14 protein-coding genes are annotated in these 17,420 nt (G+C 43.5%); 8 read left to right on the top strand and 6 right to left on the bottom strand.

The annotated features are described in order from the left end of the window. Nucleotides 1–78: 78 nt before the first annotated feature. A complete protein-coding gene (locus G496_RS0101680; RefSeq protein WP_027177748.1) occupies nt 79–666 on the top strand; it encodes a TetR/AcrR family transcriptional regulator in 588 nt (195 codons plus the stop codon). On the opposite strand, the gene murI is transcribed toward G496_RS0101680, so the two are convergent. After that, entirely contained in the window at nt 663–1,493 is an 831-nt protein-coding gene (gene murI / locus G496_RS0101685) for a glutamate racemase (protein ID WP_027177749.1), read from the bottom strand. The genes G496_RS0101680 and murI overlap by 4 nt on opposite strands. Before the next feature lie 212 nt (nt 1,494–1,705). Between murI and G496_RS18485 the strand changes: the two genes are divergently transcribed. From G496_RS18485 to G496_RS0101700, 3 genes are all read left to right on the top strand, one after another. Next, a complete protein-coding gene (locus G496_RS18485) occupies nt 1,706–2,491 on the top strand; it encodes a ParA family protein (RefSeq protein ID WP_051294758.1) in 786 nt (261 codons plus the stop codon). Between the two features lie 274 nt (nt 2,492–2,765). Next, nucleotides 2,766–3,545, top strand: a complete 780-nt coding sequence (gene modA / locus G496_RS18490; RefSeq protein ID WP_051294759.1) for a molybdate ABC transporter substrate-binding protein — start codon at nt 2,766–2,768, stop codon at nt 3,543–3,545. Nucleotides 3,546–3,550: 5 nt separating this feature from the next. Continuing rightward, a complete protein-coding gene (locus G496_RS0101700) occupies nt 3,551–7,279 on the top strand; it encodes a hybrid sensor histidine kinase/response regulator (RefSeq protein WP_027177750.1) in 3,729 nt (1,242 codons plus the stop codon). Between the two features lie 61 nt (nt 7,280–7,340). On the opposite strand, the gene G496_RS18495 is transcribed toward G496_RS0101700, so the two are convergent. Beyond that, a complete protein-coding gene (locus G496_RS18495; RefSeq protein ID WP_051294760.1) occupies nt 7,341–7,757 on the bottom strand; it encodes a winged helix-turn-helix transcriptional regulator in 417 nt (138 codons plus the stop codon). A gap of 123 nt (nt 7,758–7,880) precedes the next feature. On the opposite strand from G496_RS18495, the gene G496_RS0101710 reads away from it, so the two are divergent. After that, the gene (locus G496_RS0101710) at nt 7,881–8,459 is read left to right on the top strand and encodes a flavodoxin family protein (RefSeq protein ID WP_027177751.1); all 579 of its coding nucleotides are present in this window, start codon (nt 7,881–7,883) and stop codon (nt 8,457–8,459) included. 119 nt (nt 8,460–8,578) lie between these two features. Here the strand turns inward: G496_RS0101710 and G496_RS0101715 are convergent, their stop codons facing one another. From G496_RS0101715 to G496_RS0101730, 4 genes are all read right to left on the bottom strand, one after another. Further along, nucleotides 8,579–10,108, bottom strand: a complete 1,530-nt coding sequence (locus G496_RS0101715; RefSeq protein WP_027177752.1) for a YifB family Mg chelatase-like AAA ATPase — start codon at nt 10,106–10,108, stop codon at nt 8,579–8,581. A 225-nt stretch (nt 10,109–10,333) separates the two neighbouring features. After that, complete coding sequence (gene lepB, locus G496_RS0101720; RefSeq protein ID WP_027177753.1) at nt 10,334–10,936, bottom strand: signal peptidase I; 603 nt, start codon at nt 10,934–10,936, stop codon at nt 10,334–10,336. A gap of 41 nt (nt 10,937–10,977) precedes the next feature. Beyond that, on the bottom strand, nt 10,978–12,783 hold the full coding sequence (gene lepA, locus G496_RS0101725; RefSeq protein ID WP_027177754.1) for a translation elongation factor 4: 1,806 nt from the start codon (nt 12,781–12,783) through the stop codon (nt 10,978–10,980). 497 nt (nt 12,784–13,280) lie between these two features. Beyond that, complete coding sequence (locus tag G496_RS0101730; RefSeq protein WP_027177755.1) at nt 13,281–13,697, bottom strand: hypothetical protein; 417 nt, start codon at nt 13,695–13,697, stop codon at nt 13,281–13,283. A gap of 279 nt (nt 13,698–13,976) precedes the next feature. On the opposite strand from G496_RS0101730, the gene G496_RS0101735 reads away from it, so the two are divergent. The 3 genes from G496_RS0101735 to G496_RS0101745 all read left to right on the top strand — a co-directional run bounded on the left by G496_RS0101735 (nt 13,977) and on the right by G496_RS0101745 (nt 17,376). Beyond that, nucleotides 13,977–14,813, top strand: a complete 837-nt coding sequence (locus G496_RS0101735; RefSeq protein WP_027177756.1) for a sulfide/dihydroorotate dehydrogenase-like FAD/NAD-binding protein — start codon at nt 13,977–13,979, stop codon at nt 14,811–14,813. Then, entirely contained in the window at nt 14,806–16,224 is a 1,419-nt protein-coding gene (gene gltA, locus G496_RS0101740; protein ID WP_027177757.1) for an NADPH-dependent glutamate synthase, read from the top strand. The genes G496_RS0101735 and gltA overlap by 8 nt, the downstream gene beginning before the upstream one ends. A gap of 129 nt (nt 16,225–16,353) precedes the next feature. Then, complete coding sequence (locus G496_RS0101745) at nt 16,354–17,376, top strand: sensor domain-containing diguanylate cyclase (RefSeq protein WP_034632027.1); 1,023 nt, start codon at nt 16,354–16,356, stop codon at nt 17,374–17,376. The last annotated feature ends 44 nt before the right edge of the window (nt 17,377–17,420 follow it).

The following is a 17,420-nucleotide window of genomic DNA, read 5'->3' on the forward strand; positions in this document are numbered from 1 at the left end:
ATATATTTTAAAAATCTTGCACTTTATTTAATGTGAATATAAATTCATATTATGAGTGGAACAAATACACGAGAACCGGTGCAGAAAAGAAGCAGGCAGAAAAAAAGAGCTCTAATTGTCTGCGGTATGAAAATTTTTGCGCATAAAAGCTATGACCAATGCACCATTGCAGAAATCTGCACTGAAGCGGATGTGGCTGTTGGAACATTCTACTGCTACTTCAAAGACAAAAAGGAGCTTCTTAAGGAAGTTGTCGCCTTATATGGAAACAGGATTATAAGCAGTGTTTATGGCGGATTCTCAGAAAAAAAATCACACCAGAAAGGAAGTGAGACAATAGAGGAGCTGATTCAGGCCAGCATTGATGCCCACAGTTTATCACCCGGACTTCACAAGGAAATAGGAGCATTGGTAAACCGCTTCGAATTCATCAAAAAACATGAATTAGAGCTAGAAAAAACCGTTACCGAGAAGACCTTAGCTATCCTAAAAAACAGCAATGAAGATATCAGAATAGTCAATCTGGAACCAGCTGCGGATGTAATCTGCTCGGCAATTGAAAAAACCGTTCACAAATGCCTCATTGATAATAATGGCAAAAAATTAAATGAGAAATGCGAGGCATTAAAAGAAATGATCAGCAGATATCTATTTAAAGACGCTTAAAGATCAACAATCTCTACCTGTTCCCGAAGCACTTCTTCGCCAAGAAATGCGCTGCCGACTTTTGCAAACCGTTCAGCGCAATCAGTAGCCATAAAAGCATACTCACCCTTATGCCCTTTAGAATGAAACATATCCCTGTCGGCAAGCATCTGCTTTACTTCCAGAGCAGTGGTTCCTGCAGAATCAACAAGCTGAACACCGGGACCGGCCGCAGCAGCTATAGCAGTTTTAAGAACCGGAAAGTGAGTGCAACCGAGAACAAGCGAATCAGGTTTTTCATTCCCAAATGAAGCAAAAAGCGGATTTAAATATTTTCTGGCTACAGCTTCGGCAATTTCCCCACTACCCCACCCTTCCTCAGCAAGGGCGACAAAAAGCTGGCAGGGAGCTGAAATAACATGGGCATCAGGCCTGATGCTTTTAATTGCTTTTTCATATGCCCCGCCGTTAACGGTGCTTTCAGTTGCAATCACGGCAATATTGCCACTTTCAGTAGCTTTGCATGCAGCTCTGGCACCGGGGCGGACAACGCCTATAACGTCAAGTTGACGATAATAGTCTTTTAATGGTTCGATGGATACAGCAGAAGCCGTATTGCAGGCGACAACCAGCATTTTTATACCGCGTTTTACCAAAGCTCCGGCGGCCTGAACCGCATATCTGGAAACAGATTCAGCACTTTTGGTCCCGTATGGAACCCGTGCGGTATCACCAAGATATAAAAAATCTTCTTCAGGAAGCAGATTGCGCAGTGCAGCCAGAACCGTAAGACCACCGACACCTGAATCAAAAACACCGATAGGCAGATCACTAATTGTCTTATTCAAACCAGAATCCTTTTAACTGAATCAATAACTGAGATTGCCAGTGGATACACCCCTTAAACTGACTCTACAATACTGATAACCTTATTAATTTTATTTAAAATAAAAAAATGAAACATAATCTTAACATTCAATAAGAGGAAATGTAATAATCAGTAAAAAAATAATTATTAAATTTAATCTATTAGCGATCGTAAGAATCTTCAGGAGAAAATATGAAAAGTTTTGCATGCTACAATATGAAAGGCGGTGTGGGTAAAACAACTTCAGCTGTAAACTTTTCCTATCTCGCTGCGCAATCGGGAAATAAGACACTTATATGGGATCTTGACCCTCAGGGAGCTGCAACATTTCATCTTGGAAATCCTGCTTTTGAAGACATCAAGGTTAAAAAAATTATTAAAGACCGCAAAAAACTTCAAGCCTGCATTCGCCCCACTCCTTATAAAAATCTAGATATCATCCCCGCAGGATTTGAATTTCGTCACCTCGATCTTATTATGGAAGACAGTAAAAAGTCGGCCAAAAAATTGATACGCCTCGTGGAATCAATGGCTGATATATATGATTATTTTTTCTTTGATTGTCCACCAAGCATCTCAGCTTTATCCGATGCCGTGTTCATGTCCGTCAAAAATATCATCATGCCGATGGTTCCAGCAGAACTCTCCAGACAGACATTTTTAAAAATCCAGTCCTACCTCAAAGAAATCACCGGTGAAGAAACCAGACTCATACCATTTTTTAATATGTATGACCGCCGAAAATCAGTGCATCATGCAGTCATGCTGAAATGCCGTAAGGAATTTCCGGGCATCATTTGTGAAAATCAGATTCCTGCAAGAGCTGCAATTGAAAGAATGGGACTGGAAAAAGCTCCGGTTTTCACCTTTGAACCTAAATCAGAAGCAGCTTTATACTTTAATGTTCTCTGGAAAGAAATAAACCGCAAAGCTTTAATAGATAATGTTAAAGTACTTGATGAGAGCAAACATTCCTGACAGATTATAGCTGAACGATATTGTAAACTGATTTTGCAATGGAAAATCTTGTCACTCTGGATAACAAATTGGTTTTATTTTATAAAATCAGGAAATATTCAGCACTGGGCAGGATTTAATCTTTCAGGATGCGCAAAGCGGAAGCCCCTGATCTGATAAAATTAATCATATATAGAAAATTACTGAATTACGGTCTCCCATTAACTTGATTTTCATGGTAGAATGGCATTCATCAATATAGTTTTTAAGATTTTAATAAACGGGACCTGATAAAATGATAAAAAAATTAATTTCCGTAGCAGTCATTTTCAGCATCACACTATCCCTTGCTTCATGTTTCCCTGAAGAACAGAAATCTCAAAAAAATCTATTGATCTACTGCGGAATAACAATGATCAGACCTATGGCTGAAATTGCTAAAATTTTTGAAAAAAAGCATGATTGCAAGGTTGTCATCACCAAAGGCGGGTCCGGTAATCTTCTCAAATCAATAAAGACAAATATGGTAGGCGATCTCTACCTGCCGGGCTCGGAAACTTATATCAAAGAAGCAGTATCATCAGGTCTCGTTGCTGAGACAGCTCCTGTAGGATTCAATAAAGCTGCTATGATGACCCTGAAAGGCAACCCCTTGAATATCCCGGAGGATCTGTCCTCCCTTGCCAACAGTTCATATTATGTTGTTATTGGAAATCCTAAAAGCGGCAGTATAGGCAGAGAAACCAAAAATATTCTCAAAAAATATGGTAACTTTGATCAGGTAATTAAAAACGCAAGACAGATGACAACAGATTCCAAGGACCTTATCCGGGTTATCAAGGATAAGGAGGCTGATCTGGTCATCAACTGGTTTGCAACTTCAACATGGCCTGAAAACAAAGATTTCGTCGAGGTTCTGCCCATTGACGAAAAGTATGCAGCCAAAAAAAAGCTGGTTCTCGGAGTTCTCACGGTCTCCAAACACCACGATCTGGCAAAAGAATTTCTTGATTTTGCAGCTTCCGATGCAGGGCGTAAAATTTTCAACAAATTCGGTCTGTACGAGATAAGGTAGAAAGAATGAATTTCGTCGGAGGCTTACTTTCTGAGCAGATAACCAGAAAGATTATTTATCTGACCCTTTCCCTGACTCTGGCTATCCTGATCATGGGGGGGCTTGAGCATCTCTCACTCAAAATTGATAACAACTTCAGACATAATCTGGAAAATCAGATTTCCCGTTACGATCTCGGACGGTCAATAATCAATAATCTGCTGCATATCGAATTAACTCTTCAGACAATGTATAACGCTGACGATCTGAGGACGCTGGATATATTCACCCACAAAACGGAAATCAATGTAAACAACATTGAAAGAATAATAAAAGTCTTAAGGGATGGTGGCGTTTATTCTCAGGAACTTAAGGCAAATTTTTACGACATCGACTCTTTTAAAAGAAACATCAGCTATCAACCTGACGCCAATAACGGATATGACCTTGAAGTTCTCAATCTGACTCCCAAAATAATTGAGATAAAGGACATAATAAAAAGCATATACAGAAACAAAAGAATATCCATCAGGAAGGACCGCACCACTTCTGCTGCGGCTGAAAAATCTAAAATGATGATGATGGAAATTGATTCACTGCTGCGCAGATCGACGGAAAGTGCCAATAAAATATTTTATGAAGCACATGAAAATATAGAAAAAATAAAATTAGACAGAAAGAAAGCCCTACAGCAGCTAACGTTATGGCATCATGTCTCGATAACTATTTTAAGTCTGACCTGCTTCATACTTTTTCTGCGTATCATGTACCGGATCAGAGCTATCCTTGATGAACGCAGAAACCGGCATGTCAAACTTGAAGAGGCCCATAGAAGCATCAAGACCATTCTCGACTCCATTCCTGTAGGAGTCGTGCTTATGGAATCTGACCGAACCATGCGCATGATCAATAAAGCCGGTCTGGATATGCTGGGAGCAGAAAGCATAGATGACATTCATATTGAGCGCTGTTCTGATCTTTTCAGACTGGCACCGGGAAGTAATTGTCCCATAAGTGAAAAAAAACTTTTAAACCATAATATGGAATTAAAACTCCGTACCCTGAACGGAAAAGAAATTCCCATCATCAAAAATGCCCTGCCGATTCTTCTGGATGGACGCAAAGTCATTCTCGAAGCCTTTATGGATATCAGCGAAAAAAATAAAGCTGAGCAGAAAGTCAGGGAATCAGAAAAATTCATTCAGGCTCTGTTTGCCTCTGTTCCCACCGGCATAATTGTTATTGATGCGGAAACGCACACCATAACCGATATCAACAAATCAGCGGTTGATCTCATCGGAGCTCCGCGTGAAGAGCTGATCAATAAAACCTGTCATAATTTCATCTGCCCGGAGCAGGTCGGCAACTGCCCTATTATAGACCTTGATATGGAAGTTGATAACTCCGAAAGAGTTCTCATCACCAGAACCGGAGAAGTAATTCCTGTTTTAAAAAGTGCCGTTAAAACAAATCTTAACGGCAAAACACTTCTTATCGAAAGCTTTACGGACATATCAAGGCAGAAAGATATTGAACGCAGACTGGAAGAAGCCAGAAAAACGGCTGATCAGGCCAACAAAGCCAAAGGTATTTTTCTGGCAAATATGAGCCACGAAATAAGAACTCCAATGAATGGAGTCATTGGCCTCTCACATCTGCTTATCAAGACCGATCTCAATACAAAACAGAAAGAATTTGCCTCAAGAATCCTTTCATCTGCCAACTCCCTGTTAAGACTGCTGAACGATATCCTTGATTTTTCTAAAATTGAGGCCGGACGGCTTGATCTGGAAAAAACTGTTTTTGAGACTGAAAGCGTTATACTTGATGCTTTTGAATTCATTGCCGTGGAGTCTGAGAGAAAAGGAATTGAACGCATTATCAACATATCCCCCAGCGTTCCCGAAAAAATTTCAGGAGATCCTTTAAGGTTACGGCAGGTTCTCACCAATCTTGCCGGCAACGCTCTAAAATTCACCGAACAGGGTGAAATAACTATTTCATGCGACCTTAAATGGACAGATAAAAAAGCAGTTATACTGGAATTCGTGGTTGCTGATACCGGAATAGGAATTCCCAAAGATAAAATCGGCAACCTCTTTGATTCATTCTCACAGGCCGATAACTCCATAACCCGCCAATACGGGGGAACCGGGCTGGGACTTACCATAAGCAAAAATCTAATTGAGCTTATGGGAGGTTCCATAAATATCTCCAGCACTCAAGGAGAAGGCACCAGCTTCATTTTTACTGTAAAGATGGGTTATCTGCCTGAAGATGACCTTGAAAATACTCAAGATTCAGAGATACCTGAATTACCAGTACTTGTGGCCCATGAGAATAAAAAAGTAAGAAGATATACCGGTGAGCTGCTTAGAAAATTCCAACTTGAATATGAAGAAATTGAGGATATAAAAAATATTCCGCAACTAGTCGGCAGAAAAAAATACTCTGCCGTTATCATAGACCTTATCTATAAAAAGAATGGCATAAATGGTCTGGGGATTATAGCTGAAACCCGTGACAGCAATCCTGACGGATGTCCTGAGTTTATAATTACCGGATCAAGTCCTGATATACGGGTCCACGAAGCTGACCTTGCTGCATCAGGAGTCAGGGCCATACTCACCAGACCGTTTGGAAAAGAAACCCTTGGCAAGGCATTGAATTCGATTCTCGGATACCCGGACAGTTATGTTTTTAAAGAAACAGAAGAACCTGAAGAAGAGCAGAAACAATTTATCAGGGCTGATGTTCTTGTTGTCGAAGATAACAATATAAACTGGAGTATAACCAAAGAAGTCCTTTCAGGATTCGGCATTGATTCAGAATGGGCTCAGAACGGAAAAGTTGCTCTGAAAATGATTGAGCAAAAAGATTATGACCTGATCCTGATGGATGTTCAAATGCCGGTTATGGATGGATATACCGCAACAAAAGAACTACGCAAAATAAGTAAAACAGCTAATATTCCAGTCATAGCGATGACTGCGCACACAATGAACGAGCACCGTAATGCGGTTCTTGACAGTGGAATGAATGACTTTTTGAGCAAGCCGATAAACCCGGACCAGATGTATGCAACTATTGCTAAATGGCTCCCTGATCACATCACTAAGCAAAAGGAACAGGTTGCAGAAAAAGCAGAGAAGCCTTCACCGGAGCAGATAAGACCTCAGGCGGAATACGAAAATAAGCACCTTGATCTTGCCGGGACCATGAAGCGGATCGGTGGAAACCTTGATCTTATTTTTTCGCTATCCGAACATTACCTTGAAAAGGCTCCTGAATACATCGAAAAAATAGGCAGCGAGCTTGAACTTAAAGACAGAAATCAGCTGATAAGCACTGCACATATGCTTAGAGGAATGGCCGGAAGTCTCGGAGTTGTTTCCGTAATGAACTCTGCCGCCAGAATCGAAGATTTTGCCGCGGCTGATAAAAGCGGAGACCTTAACAAACTTTATGAAGAACTGCTGTCATCTTATAAAATAAGCCACGGTTATCTTGCTCTGGAAAAATATCTCCACGGAATCACCTTGCTGGATAAAAAAACAGCAGAGCCGATTATCCATAAAATTCTCGCGGCCTCGGAGCTTTCTGAAACAAATTTGGAAAAAGCTGTAAAAGAGCTAAAATCAATTGCAGCAGCAGAAGATCTTACTTCTGCCATTGATGAAATGCTCCCGGAAAATTCCGTAGCGGCTATTGAAATATTTAAAACAGCCCGTATCAGACTGGAAAACCTCAAATAGCTCAGCTTGAGAATATTTATTCACGGCAATCCACGCTCAAAACCAGACTTTGCAGGATTGGCTATGAAAGAGGCTGGTCTTCAGCTTTGACCCTGATTTCACGGGATTCATATCCCTCAGTTTCAAACGAATCTCCAATGATAGCATCTTCGTAACCTATACCCCAGTCTCTGAGCTGATCGAGAATAGGCATCAGGCTTTTACCCAGATCGGTAAGAGAATACTCCACCTTTGGTGGAACCTGATTATAAACCTTCCTGTTCACAAGACCATCTTTCTCCAACTCACGCAGCTGCTGGGTGAGCATTTTCTGGGTTATCCCGCCAATGCTTCTGGTTAGTTCCCCGAAGCGTAAAGTCCCCTCATTGCCAAGATGATAAATAATTATGGGTTTCCACTTCCCGCCTATTACCTGCAGAGTCAATTCAAAAAAACATCTGTATTTTTTTTCGCCCAGCACTTTAACTTTACAGCTCATATTTTCTCCTTAGTTTCTTTTTAGAAACTACCATACTAATTGGTATGTACTTGCTAAAAAATCTGTATAAGCTATTAATACAGGAAGTGAACAAATTCAAATAAAGATATTAAGGAGAAAAAAATGAAAGTTGTCGCATTTAATGGCAGTCCCAGAAAAGGTGGAAATACTGAACATCTCTTAAAAAAAGTTCTGGAAACAATTGAAGCAGCAGGCATAGAAACAGAACTCGTGCATATCGGCGGTAAAAAAGTCCACGGATGCATGGCCTGTCAGAAATGTTTTGAAAACAAAGACGGCAAGTGTTCCATTGATAATGATTTCGTTAACGAATGTATTGAAAAAATGGTTGAAGCAGATGGCATTATTCTTGGTTCACCAACATATTTTGCCAATGTTTCCACAGAAATCAAAGCTCTCATAGACCGTGCCGGCTATGTAACGCTTGCCAATGGAGCATTGCTCAAGCGCAAAGTTGGTGCAGCTGTTGTTGCAGTGAGACGCGGAGGCGGAACTCAGGTTTATGACAGCATCAACCGTCTTTTCGGAATTTCACAAATGTTTACAGCAGGATCAACATACTGGAACATAGGATACGGCCTGAATCCCGGTGAAGTTGAAAATGATAACGAAGCAATGCAGAACATGGTCAACCTTGGTGAAAACATGGTTTGGTTCCTGCAGAAAACAGCTCAAAAATAATTCAATCCGTTTAACTATTGATGTGATATAAGCGCAATAAAAATGCTGAAATATGAGGATGTCCCTCTTATTTCAGCATTTTTATTTCAAATATGACACGGTGATTCATCTACATTAATTCAGTTATTCTGCCTGTCCATACTGCGGTAGTTTATTGCTTCCGCTAGATGGAAAGTCTTGATGTCAGCATCCCCTGACAGGTCGGCTATAGTGCGGGCAATGCGAAGAATTCTCGTGTATGCACGCGCGGAAAGACCCAGATTTTGAACAGCTTTTTCAAGAAAACCATGTTCAGCTTCAGTCAGGCTGCAATATTTTTCCAGTGATGACCCTGAAAGCTCACTGTTGGTATGTATCTCCATTCCGCTATATCTTTCAGCCTGAACCTTTCTGGCTCTTTCAATATTGCTGCGCATCCCGGCGGAGTCAGCTCCATGCCCGCCCTTGAGATCACTGTAATCAACAGCAGGAACTTCAACCTGAAGATCGATACGATCCAAAAGCGGACCTGAAAGGCGTGAGGAATAACGCTGAACAGCAGCAGGAGAACAAGTGCAGGGATGGCGGTCATCAGTCAGATATCCGCACGGACACGGATTCATAGCGGCCACGAGCATAAAGTCAGCCGGATATGAAAGTGACATCGCCGCACGGGATATGGTTACGCTGCCCGACTCCAGCGGCTGGCGCAGAACTTCAAGCACATTTTTTTTAAACTCGGGCAACTCATCCAGAAAAAGAACTCCCCTATGCCCCAGCGAAACTTCGCCCGGACGAGGATATGAGCCGCCTCCGATTAAACCGGCATTGCTTATGGTATGGTGTGGTGCTCTAAATGGTCTGTAAACCATAAGGGATTTATCACGATCAAGAAGTCCGGCCACGCTGTAAATTTTTGTAACTTCCAAAGCCTCCTCAAAATCAAGAGGCGGCAGCACGGTGGGGATTCTTTGAGCCAGCATGGTCTTTCCACTGCCGGGAGGCCCTATGAACAGAATGTTATGGTTGCCGGCCGCACTTATTTCTATAGCCCTTTTTGCATGCTCCTGACCTTTGACTTCACGGAAATCAAGACCGAAATTCTGACGACCATTCCATAATTTCTGCGTATCCACCAAATGTGGTTTTATTTCCGTTTCCGCAGTTAAAAATGAAATTACTGAGGTTAAATCCCTGATAGAATAAACGTCCAGCCCTTCCACCACAGCGGCTTCATCAGCATTTTCAGGAGCGACAACCAGTCCTTTAGCCTTGTTCCGTCTTGCTTCAATTGCTACCGGCAGCATTCCGTTAACAGGCTTTATTTCACCATTTAGTGAAAGTTCTCCGGCAAAAAACCAGCCACTTAGGATTTCCGGGTCTATCACTCCGGCAGCACCCAGCAGAGCCACTGCAAGCGGCAGATCATAGGCTGACCCGGCTTTGCGCATGTCTGCCGGAGCCAGATTTACTGTTATCCTTGAAGGAGGCAGACGGTAACCGCTGTTTTTAAGAGCTGAAAAGACGCGTTCTTTGGATTCTTTAACCGCACCTTCCGCCAGCCCCACCATTGTGAAAGCAGGCATGCCCTGTCTGGCGAGATCAACTTCAAGATCGACTTTGAAAGCGTCAATGCCCATTAAAGCGGCACATAATACTCTGGCTATCATGGAAAACTTCCTGATTTAATTTATTAACATTTGCAAAGTGATAGAATTAATCAAGACAGCTTGCAACCCGGTTTAGCGGGATAAGATATAAATTACACACTCAAAATTGAGCATGGGAGTATCAGCAAAAAAATATCGATGAAATCTAAGCGAAACAAAAAAGGCTGAGCACCCAGAGGTGTTCAGCCTTTTAAAATACATTTTATAACGTATCGAAATTATACTCTAACGGGTAAATTGTCCGATTCTGTTCCAGCGGATATTCTGAGGACCTTCCCATGACCAGTAGATCACCCAGGCCTTTCCGAGAATATTTTCACGGGGAACATTGCCCCAGAATCTGGAATCGTTGGAGCCGTCACGGTTGTCACCCATGACAAAATACTCGCCTTCAGGGATTCTGCGGGGCGGCATATTATCTCTTATGGGTGAGATATGCCCGGCATCAGTATACTGCACATAGGGTTCATCAAGCTCTTTGCCGTTTACAAAAACTTTTTTGTCGCGAATTTCAACAGTATCTCCCGGTACACCAATGACACGTTTGATATAATCGATACTCGGGTCTCCCGGATACTTAAACACGATAATGTCCTTGTATTTGGGATCATGTATCGGGATCAGAACGTGATCGGTAAACGGAATTTTTACCCCGTACTCATACTTCTTGACCAGCAGATGGTCGCCTATCTGAAGAGTCTGGAGCATTGAGCCGGACGGAATTTTAAAAGCCTGAACAATAAAAGTCCTGATGAAAAACGCCAGAACAAGCGCAATTATGAGTGCTTCCAGGTATTCTTTGAATGTGCTCTGCCATCTGGGATTCATGAATATGTCCTTATTACACCGGGGTTACCCGGAGATTATCGTTAATCGTCTCCAGCCTTGAGAACCACAAGAAAAGCTTCCTGCGGAATTTCAACATTACCCATTTTTTTCATACGCTTCTTTCCTTCTTTCTGTTTTTCAAGAAGTTTGCGCTTACGGGTAATATCTCCGCCATAACATTTCGCAGTAACATTCTTACGAAACGGAGCCACACGTTCCTTGGCAATGACTTTGTTGCCGATAGCAGCCTGAATAACTACTTCAAACATCTGGCGCGGAATAGCTCTTTTGAGTTTCAAAGCGATGGATCTACCATAGTGATAAGCGTTTTCACGGTGAACAATAACCGAAAAAGCGTCCACAGGATCACCGTTAATCAATATATCAAGTTTTACGAGATTTGATTCGCGATAGTCGATGACTTCATAATCGAGTGAAGCGTATCCCTTGGTCTGGGATTTCAGCTTATCGAAGAAGTCATACATAATTTCAGCAAAAGGAACTTCGTAAGTTATGATAACCCTTGTTGAAGTCAGGTACCGCATATCCTTCTGGATACCGCGCTTTTCTTCACACAGGGCCAGCACACTGCCCACAAATTCATTTGGAACATGTATTTCAAGACGGCAATACGGTTCCGCAAGAGTTTCAAGGTCACCAGCGGCAGGAAGTTTGCTGGGGTTATCGATTTCCACAACTGTTCCGGTTTTGAGAGTGGCTTTATAAATAACCGAAGGAGCTGTGGCGATAAGCTTGGCCTGAAATTCACGTTCCAGCCTTTCCTGAATAATCTCCATGTGAAGCAGACCAAGAAAACCACAGCGAAATCCGAAACCGAGAGCAGAAGAGGTTTCCGGCTCGTATGAAAAAGCGGTATCATTCAACTGCAGTTTTTCAAGAGCCACCTTAAGGGGTTCATACTCGGCAGGCTCAACAGGATAAAGTCCACAGAAAACCATAGGCTTTACGACCTGAAAACCGGGAAAACGCTCTTTAGTCGGATTGGATGCCAGAGTAATTGTATCGCCCACCGGAGCATCATTCAGCTCCTTCATGCTGGCGCATAAAAAGCCAACTTCACCCGGTCCCAGTACATCGATATCCTGAGCTTCAGGTGAATAAACACCTATGCGGGTGACATCAAAAGTCCTTTTGGAAGAATAAATCTGAATCCTGTCACCTTTTCTCAGCTCACCGTCGAGCACTCGGAAAAGAACGACAACACCCTGATATGAATCATACCATGAATCAAAAATCAGAGCTTTAAGCGGCTTTTGCGCGTCCCCTTCAGGAGCGGGAAGATCTTTGACTATAGACTCAAGAACCCGGTCTACATTCTCGCCTGTTTTGGCACTGATGCAAATAGGGTCTGAGCAGTCAAGTCCGATGACTTCCTCAATTTCCTGTGAAATTTTATCAGGGTCCGCACTCGGCAGATCTATCTTATTGAGAACCGGAACAATTTCCAGATCGTTATCCAGAGCCAGAAAGACATTTGCCAGAGTCTGCGCCTCAACTCCCTGTGTTGCGTCGACAACAAGAAAAGCCCCCTCGCTGGCAGCAAGGCTTCTGGAGACTTCATAACTGAAGTCCACATGTCCGGGGGTATCAATAAGATTGAGAATATACTCTTCTCCGTCCGAGGCTTTGTACGGGATGCGCACAGTCTGGGACTTGATAGTAATACCCCTCTCGCGTTCAAGGTCCATTCTGTCGAGATACTGAGCTTTTTTCTCCCTTTCCGAAACTAGTCCGGTCAGTTCGAGTATGCGGTCAGCCAGAGTGGACTTGCCGTGGTCAATATGAGCAATTATGCTGAAATTTCTTATTCTTTTAAGTTTGTCCATATAAAAACAGTCGCCAGAGGTTTTTAATTATGCCCCGGCGGCTCCTTTTTCGAAATGTTTGCCGTACCTTGAAATCAGATACCGCTGAAATTGAGCGAAGACTTTTTACGGTATTTGTCTCCAACTGTCTAATGCTAACACTTTAAGGAAAATGAAGACAGGAAATCCCCCTCCCTGAAGCTCCATCATCTTATTCAAACTGTTTTCATATTATAAACATCAACTTTGAACAATAGCTTCATTCGGGCAGGTAGCAGGCAGTCTTCCCCAATAAACCAATCTGCCATGTAATCTTAAAATCGGATTATTCCGGGCAGGATTATACAAATTATCAATATACTGAAATATTTGATTTATATAGCAAACAGAGCTATTATCTCTTAAACAATTGATTCGTGCATCAAAATAGGTATAATCACCGCAACGTGCATAATGAGAACTATACGGCCTGTCAAAGGCAGGTCTCCTGACAATTTGATCCCTTAGTACAGAAATATTCAAACCTTCCCTAGAGCTCTGCCGGGAATATATTCACTGACAGAGGCAAGGGACCGGTATGCCGAAACAGCGCGAGTACGCAGATAGCGGGGGATGTCCACCCCCATGAGATCGGAATTGCGGTCCTCTGTGTGTGAGCCTGAATTCATTTCATGCCGAAGGCTTATTATATCAAGTTCTTCGTCCTGAGTATGGCTGTACGATTTAGAACGTAGAAATTCAGAACTTTTTCCAGCTTCATCCTGCTCGAATTCAACCTTGCGGGAAGTGAAACTGACTCCAAAGGATCCGGCTTTAAAACCTACTTCACTGGTTTTAACACGGGCCTGAAGATTAAGGGCCTCGGATCTTTTTAGCGCAGTCTGTTCTCTGGCTGCGGAGTTGTATTGCTCAAGAGCTTTCGGGGCAATTCTCATTTGCTCCTCCGGATTTTTTCCGGCCACGAAATAAAGACCACGGTCTCCGTTTAAAAGCGGAAAACTGCTTCACCGTGGGCCTTACACGCCCTCATCCATGATTATTTCGTGGTTGGGTCCGGCTTCCATCCGTGGAAGCTCTAAGTTTATAAACACTGACTTTTTATTCTTATTAGTTTGCAAATAAAAATTTAGCAAGTTCTGTCGTTTTAAAAAGGGTCTTGCAATATAGTTTCCAACGCTTTAACTTTGCCCTCCAAATCAGACGGGTAGGAGAACATGGAAAATAAAATAGTTGTAAAGAAGTCACTTATCCCCGGCCAGACAAGCATGCTGGTAATTGACGCACCACAGATTGCCCGTAAGGCCAAACCAGGGAACTTCGTTATTTTAAGAGTGCACGACAAAGGTGAGCGTATCCCACTGACCATCGCGGATACCGATCCTGAAAAAGGAACCATAACCATTGTTTATCTGGTTGTCGGTAAAAGCTCGGCAATGCTTGAGACCCTGAAAGAAGGTGACTGCATTCCTGATGTCTGCGGTCCTCTTGGCAAACCGACACATATTGAGAAATCAGGCACTGTAATCTGTGTCGGCGGCGGAACCGGAATTGCCGCCATGCACCACATTGCAAAAGGACACCATCAGGCAGGAAACCACGTTGTCGCAATTGTAGGTGCAAGAAGCAAAGATCTGCTCCTGTTCTGTGACGAACTTGGATGTTTCTGTCCTGAACTTCTTATAGCTACAGACGATGGAACCCACGGACACAAAGGATTTGTAACCGATATTTTAAAAGAACGTCTTGAAAAAGACAAAGATGTTTCCGAAGTTGTTGCAATCGGTCCTGTTCCGATGATGGAAGCTGTGGCCAATGTAACCAGACCTTTCGGCGTTAAAACAACTGTCAGCCTGAACTCCATTATGGTTGACGGAATCGGCATGTGCGGTGCCTGCAGATGCAGCGTTGGCGGCGAAACCCGCTTTGCCTGTGTTGACGGCCCTGAATTCGACGGTCACAAAGTCGACTTCAACGAACTGAAAATGCGTCTGTCCCAGTACAAGGATCAGGAAAGAACCTCGCTTGAGTTATTCAGGAAAGACCATGGCTGATAACAAAAAAAATCCCAAGTCGCCCAGAGTACCCATGCCGGAACAGCCGGCCGAAGAACGCAGTCACAACTTCAATGAAGTAACACTTGGCTACACCTATGAAATGGCTCTCGAAGAAGCCGGACGCTGTCTACAGTGTAAAAAACCACTCTGCCAGAGCGGTTGCCCGGTTGAAATCGATATTAAATCTTTTATCGGCCATTTAGCTGAGGGTGACATTCCCGAAGCTTACAAGGTTATCAAAAATACAAACGCCCTTCCTGCTGTCTGCGGACGTGTCTGCCCGCAGGAGGTTCAGTGTGAAGGTTCCTGTATTCTTGGTAAAAAAGGTGAACCTATTGCTATAGGAAGGCTTGAACGCTTTGTTGCCGACACTTTTACAGCTGATTCAGCCTGTGAAATGCTGACCGGTGATGTGGCCTGCAGTCTTCCAAACGACCATCTTAAAGTTGCCTGTATCGGATCAGGACCATCCAGTCTGACTGTTGCAGGATATCTTGCCGCCAGAGGTGTTCCGGTTACTATCTTTGAAGCACTCCATGAATTCGGCGGGGTTCTTGTCTATGGAATACCGGAATTCAGACTGCCCAAAGAAATCGTCGCCAAAGAAATAAGCGCACTCTGGACCAAGGGTGTTAAATTCATGCCCAACTGGGTAGGCGGACGTACTATCACTATTCAGGACCTCATAGACGATGGATACGATGCAATTTTTATCGGAGTAGGCGCAGGCCTGCCATGGTTCCTGAATATTCCGGGTGAGAATCTTGTCGGGGTATATTCCGCAAATGAATACCTGACCCGCATAAATCTCGGACGCGCTTACGACTTCCCGAATTATGATACTCCCGCTCCGCACCCCCGCAATGTAGCGGTCATCGGCGGCGGTAACGTAGCAATGGATGCAGCCAGAACGGCCCTTCGTCTCGGTGCGGAAAATGTTTACATCACCTATCGCCGCACAATGGGCGAAATGCCAGCCAGAGCTGAAGAACTGCATCATGCGGAAGAGGAAGGAGTTAAGTTCCAGCTTCTCACATCTCCCATGAGTATTAACGGGGATGAAAACGGACGCGTAAAATCCATGACTCTTCAGGTTATGGAACTTGGCGAACCAGATGATTCAGGTCGCTGCAGACCGGTCCCTGTCAAAGGTGAAACTTCCGAGCTTGATGTGGATATGGTCATCCTTGCTGTTGGAACCGGAGCTAATCCGATTCTGCTTGAAGCAACACCCGATCTTGATCTCACCAAGTGGGGTTACATCAAAGCCGATCCCGAAACTGGTGAAACTTCTATTAAGAACGTCTTTGCCGGTGGAGATATCGTCAGTGGTTCAGCCACAGTCATCTCCGCAATGGGTGCAGGCCGCAAAGCAGCCAAGGAAATTGCTGCCAGACTCGGAGTGTAATTCCCTAAAAATGCTATCAGGCCCCGCAGTTTGATTATAAATCTACTGCGGGGCTGTTGTTTTTCCTGCGTAGTCGGGTTAGTTAGATAATAGCCAATTAAATAATCACTTAAATCAGGATGCCAGTTGATGGATAACAAATGCAATCTTGACCAGTTTGATTTCGACGCGACACTCCTTACGGTAAGTTTCGCGACTCGCCTGCTGGCAATGGAGCTTGATTACCACTCGGTGATTGACCGTGCTCTTGAAGCTTTTTGTGATATCGGCTCATGCAGAGACGCCGCTATTATCAACAAAGAACGCGATGAAAAACTTACGCTTGTAGGCGCCAGCATTGATTATGAACGCATGTTTCTTGACGAGGAAGTTCCATTTGAAGGCGCACTGGTAACTGCTGCCAGCACTCAGAAACCGGTTATAATAAACGGCTGCCCCATGTCTGAATTTCCCATCCCCTCAGGCAAAAATTCTCCGTGTGAAAACTCAACCTGTCTCTGTGTTCCTCTTGTAGGCTCGCGCGATATGGTCAAAGGCTTCATAACACTCAAACGTGAAGTGGAAAGACCGTGGAGCAACTGCGAGCTTTTCCAGATTGGGATACTTTCCACAGTTGCAGCCATTGCAATCGAAAATACCAAACTTTTCAGACTGGCAATATCCGATCCTCTGACGGACCTTTATACCAGAAGATACCTTTCAATACGCATGGATGACGAAGTCACCAGAATCAGACGCCGTGGCGGTGAGCTGTCACTGGTGATGCTTGACGTTGATCACTTTAAAAATATCAACGACCGCTACGGACACAGCTCCGGGGATATGGCCCTAAAACAGATAGCTGAAATCATACTTGAAAATTCAAGAAGAGGCGTTGATGTCGTCTGCCGGTACGGCGGAGAAGAATTCGCAGTGCTCATGCCTTCTTCAGACATCAAAGCCGCGGAAACCGTTGCGGAAAGAATCTGTACACAATGCTGCAAAACCCTCATAGAACTCCCTAACGACATGATAAATATCAGTGTCAGCGCAGGAGCAGCAAGTCTGGCAGAATGCGATATGCCTATCGCTGCCGACCTTATTGATCTCTCGGACAGAAGACTTTACGAAGCCAAAAAACGTGGCAGAAACTGCGCCGTTTGTTCCGGCTGAAACAGGATCAGTCTATTTCACTGAAGGATCTTTTATTTGATACC

Origin of the sequence: Maridesulfovibrio bastinii DSM 16055 (assembly GCF_000429985.1) — a bacterium.
In the GTDB taxonomy this organism is placed as follows: Bacteria; Desulfobacterota; Desulfovibrionia; order Desulfovibrionales; family Desulfovibrionaceae; genus Maridesulfovibrio; species Maridesulfovibrio bastinii.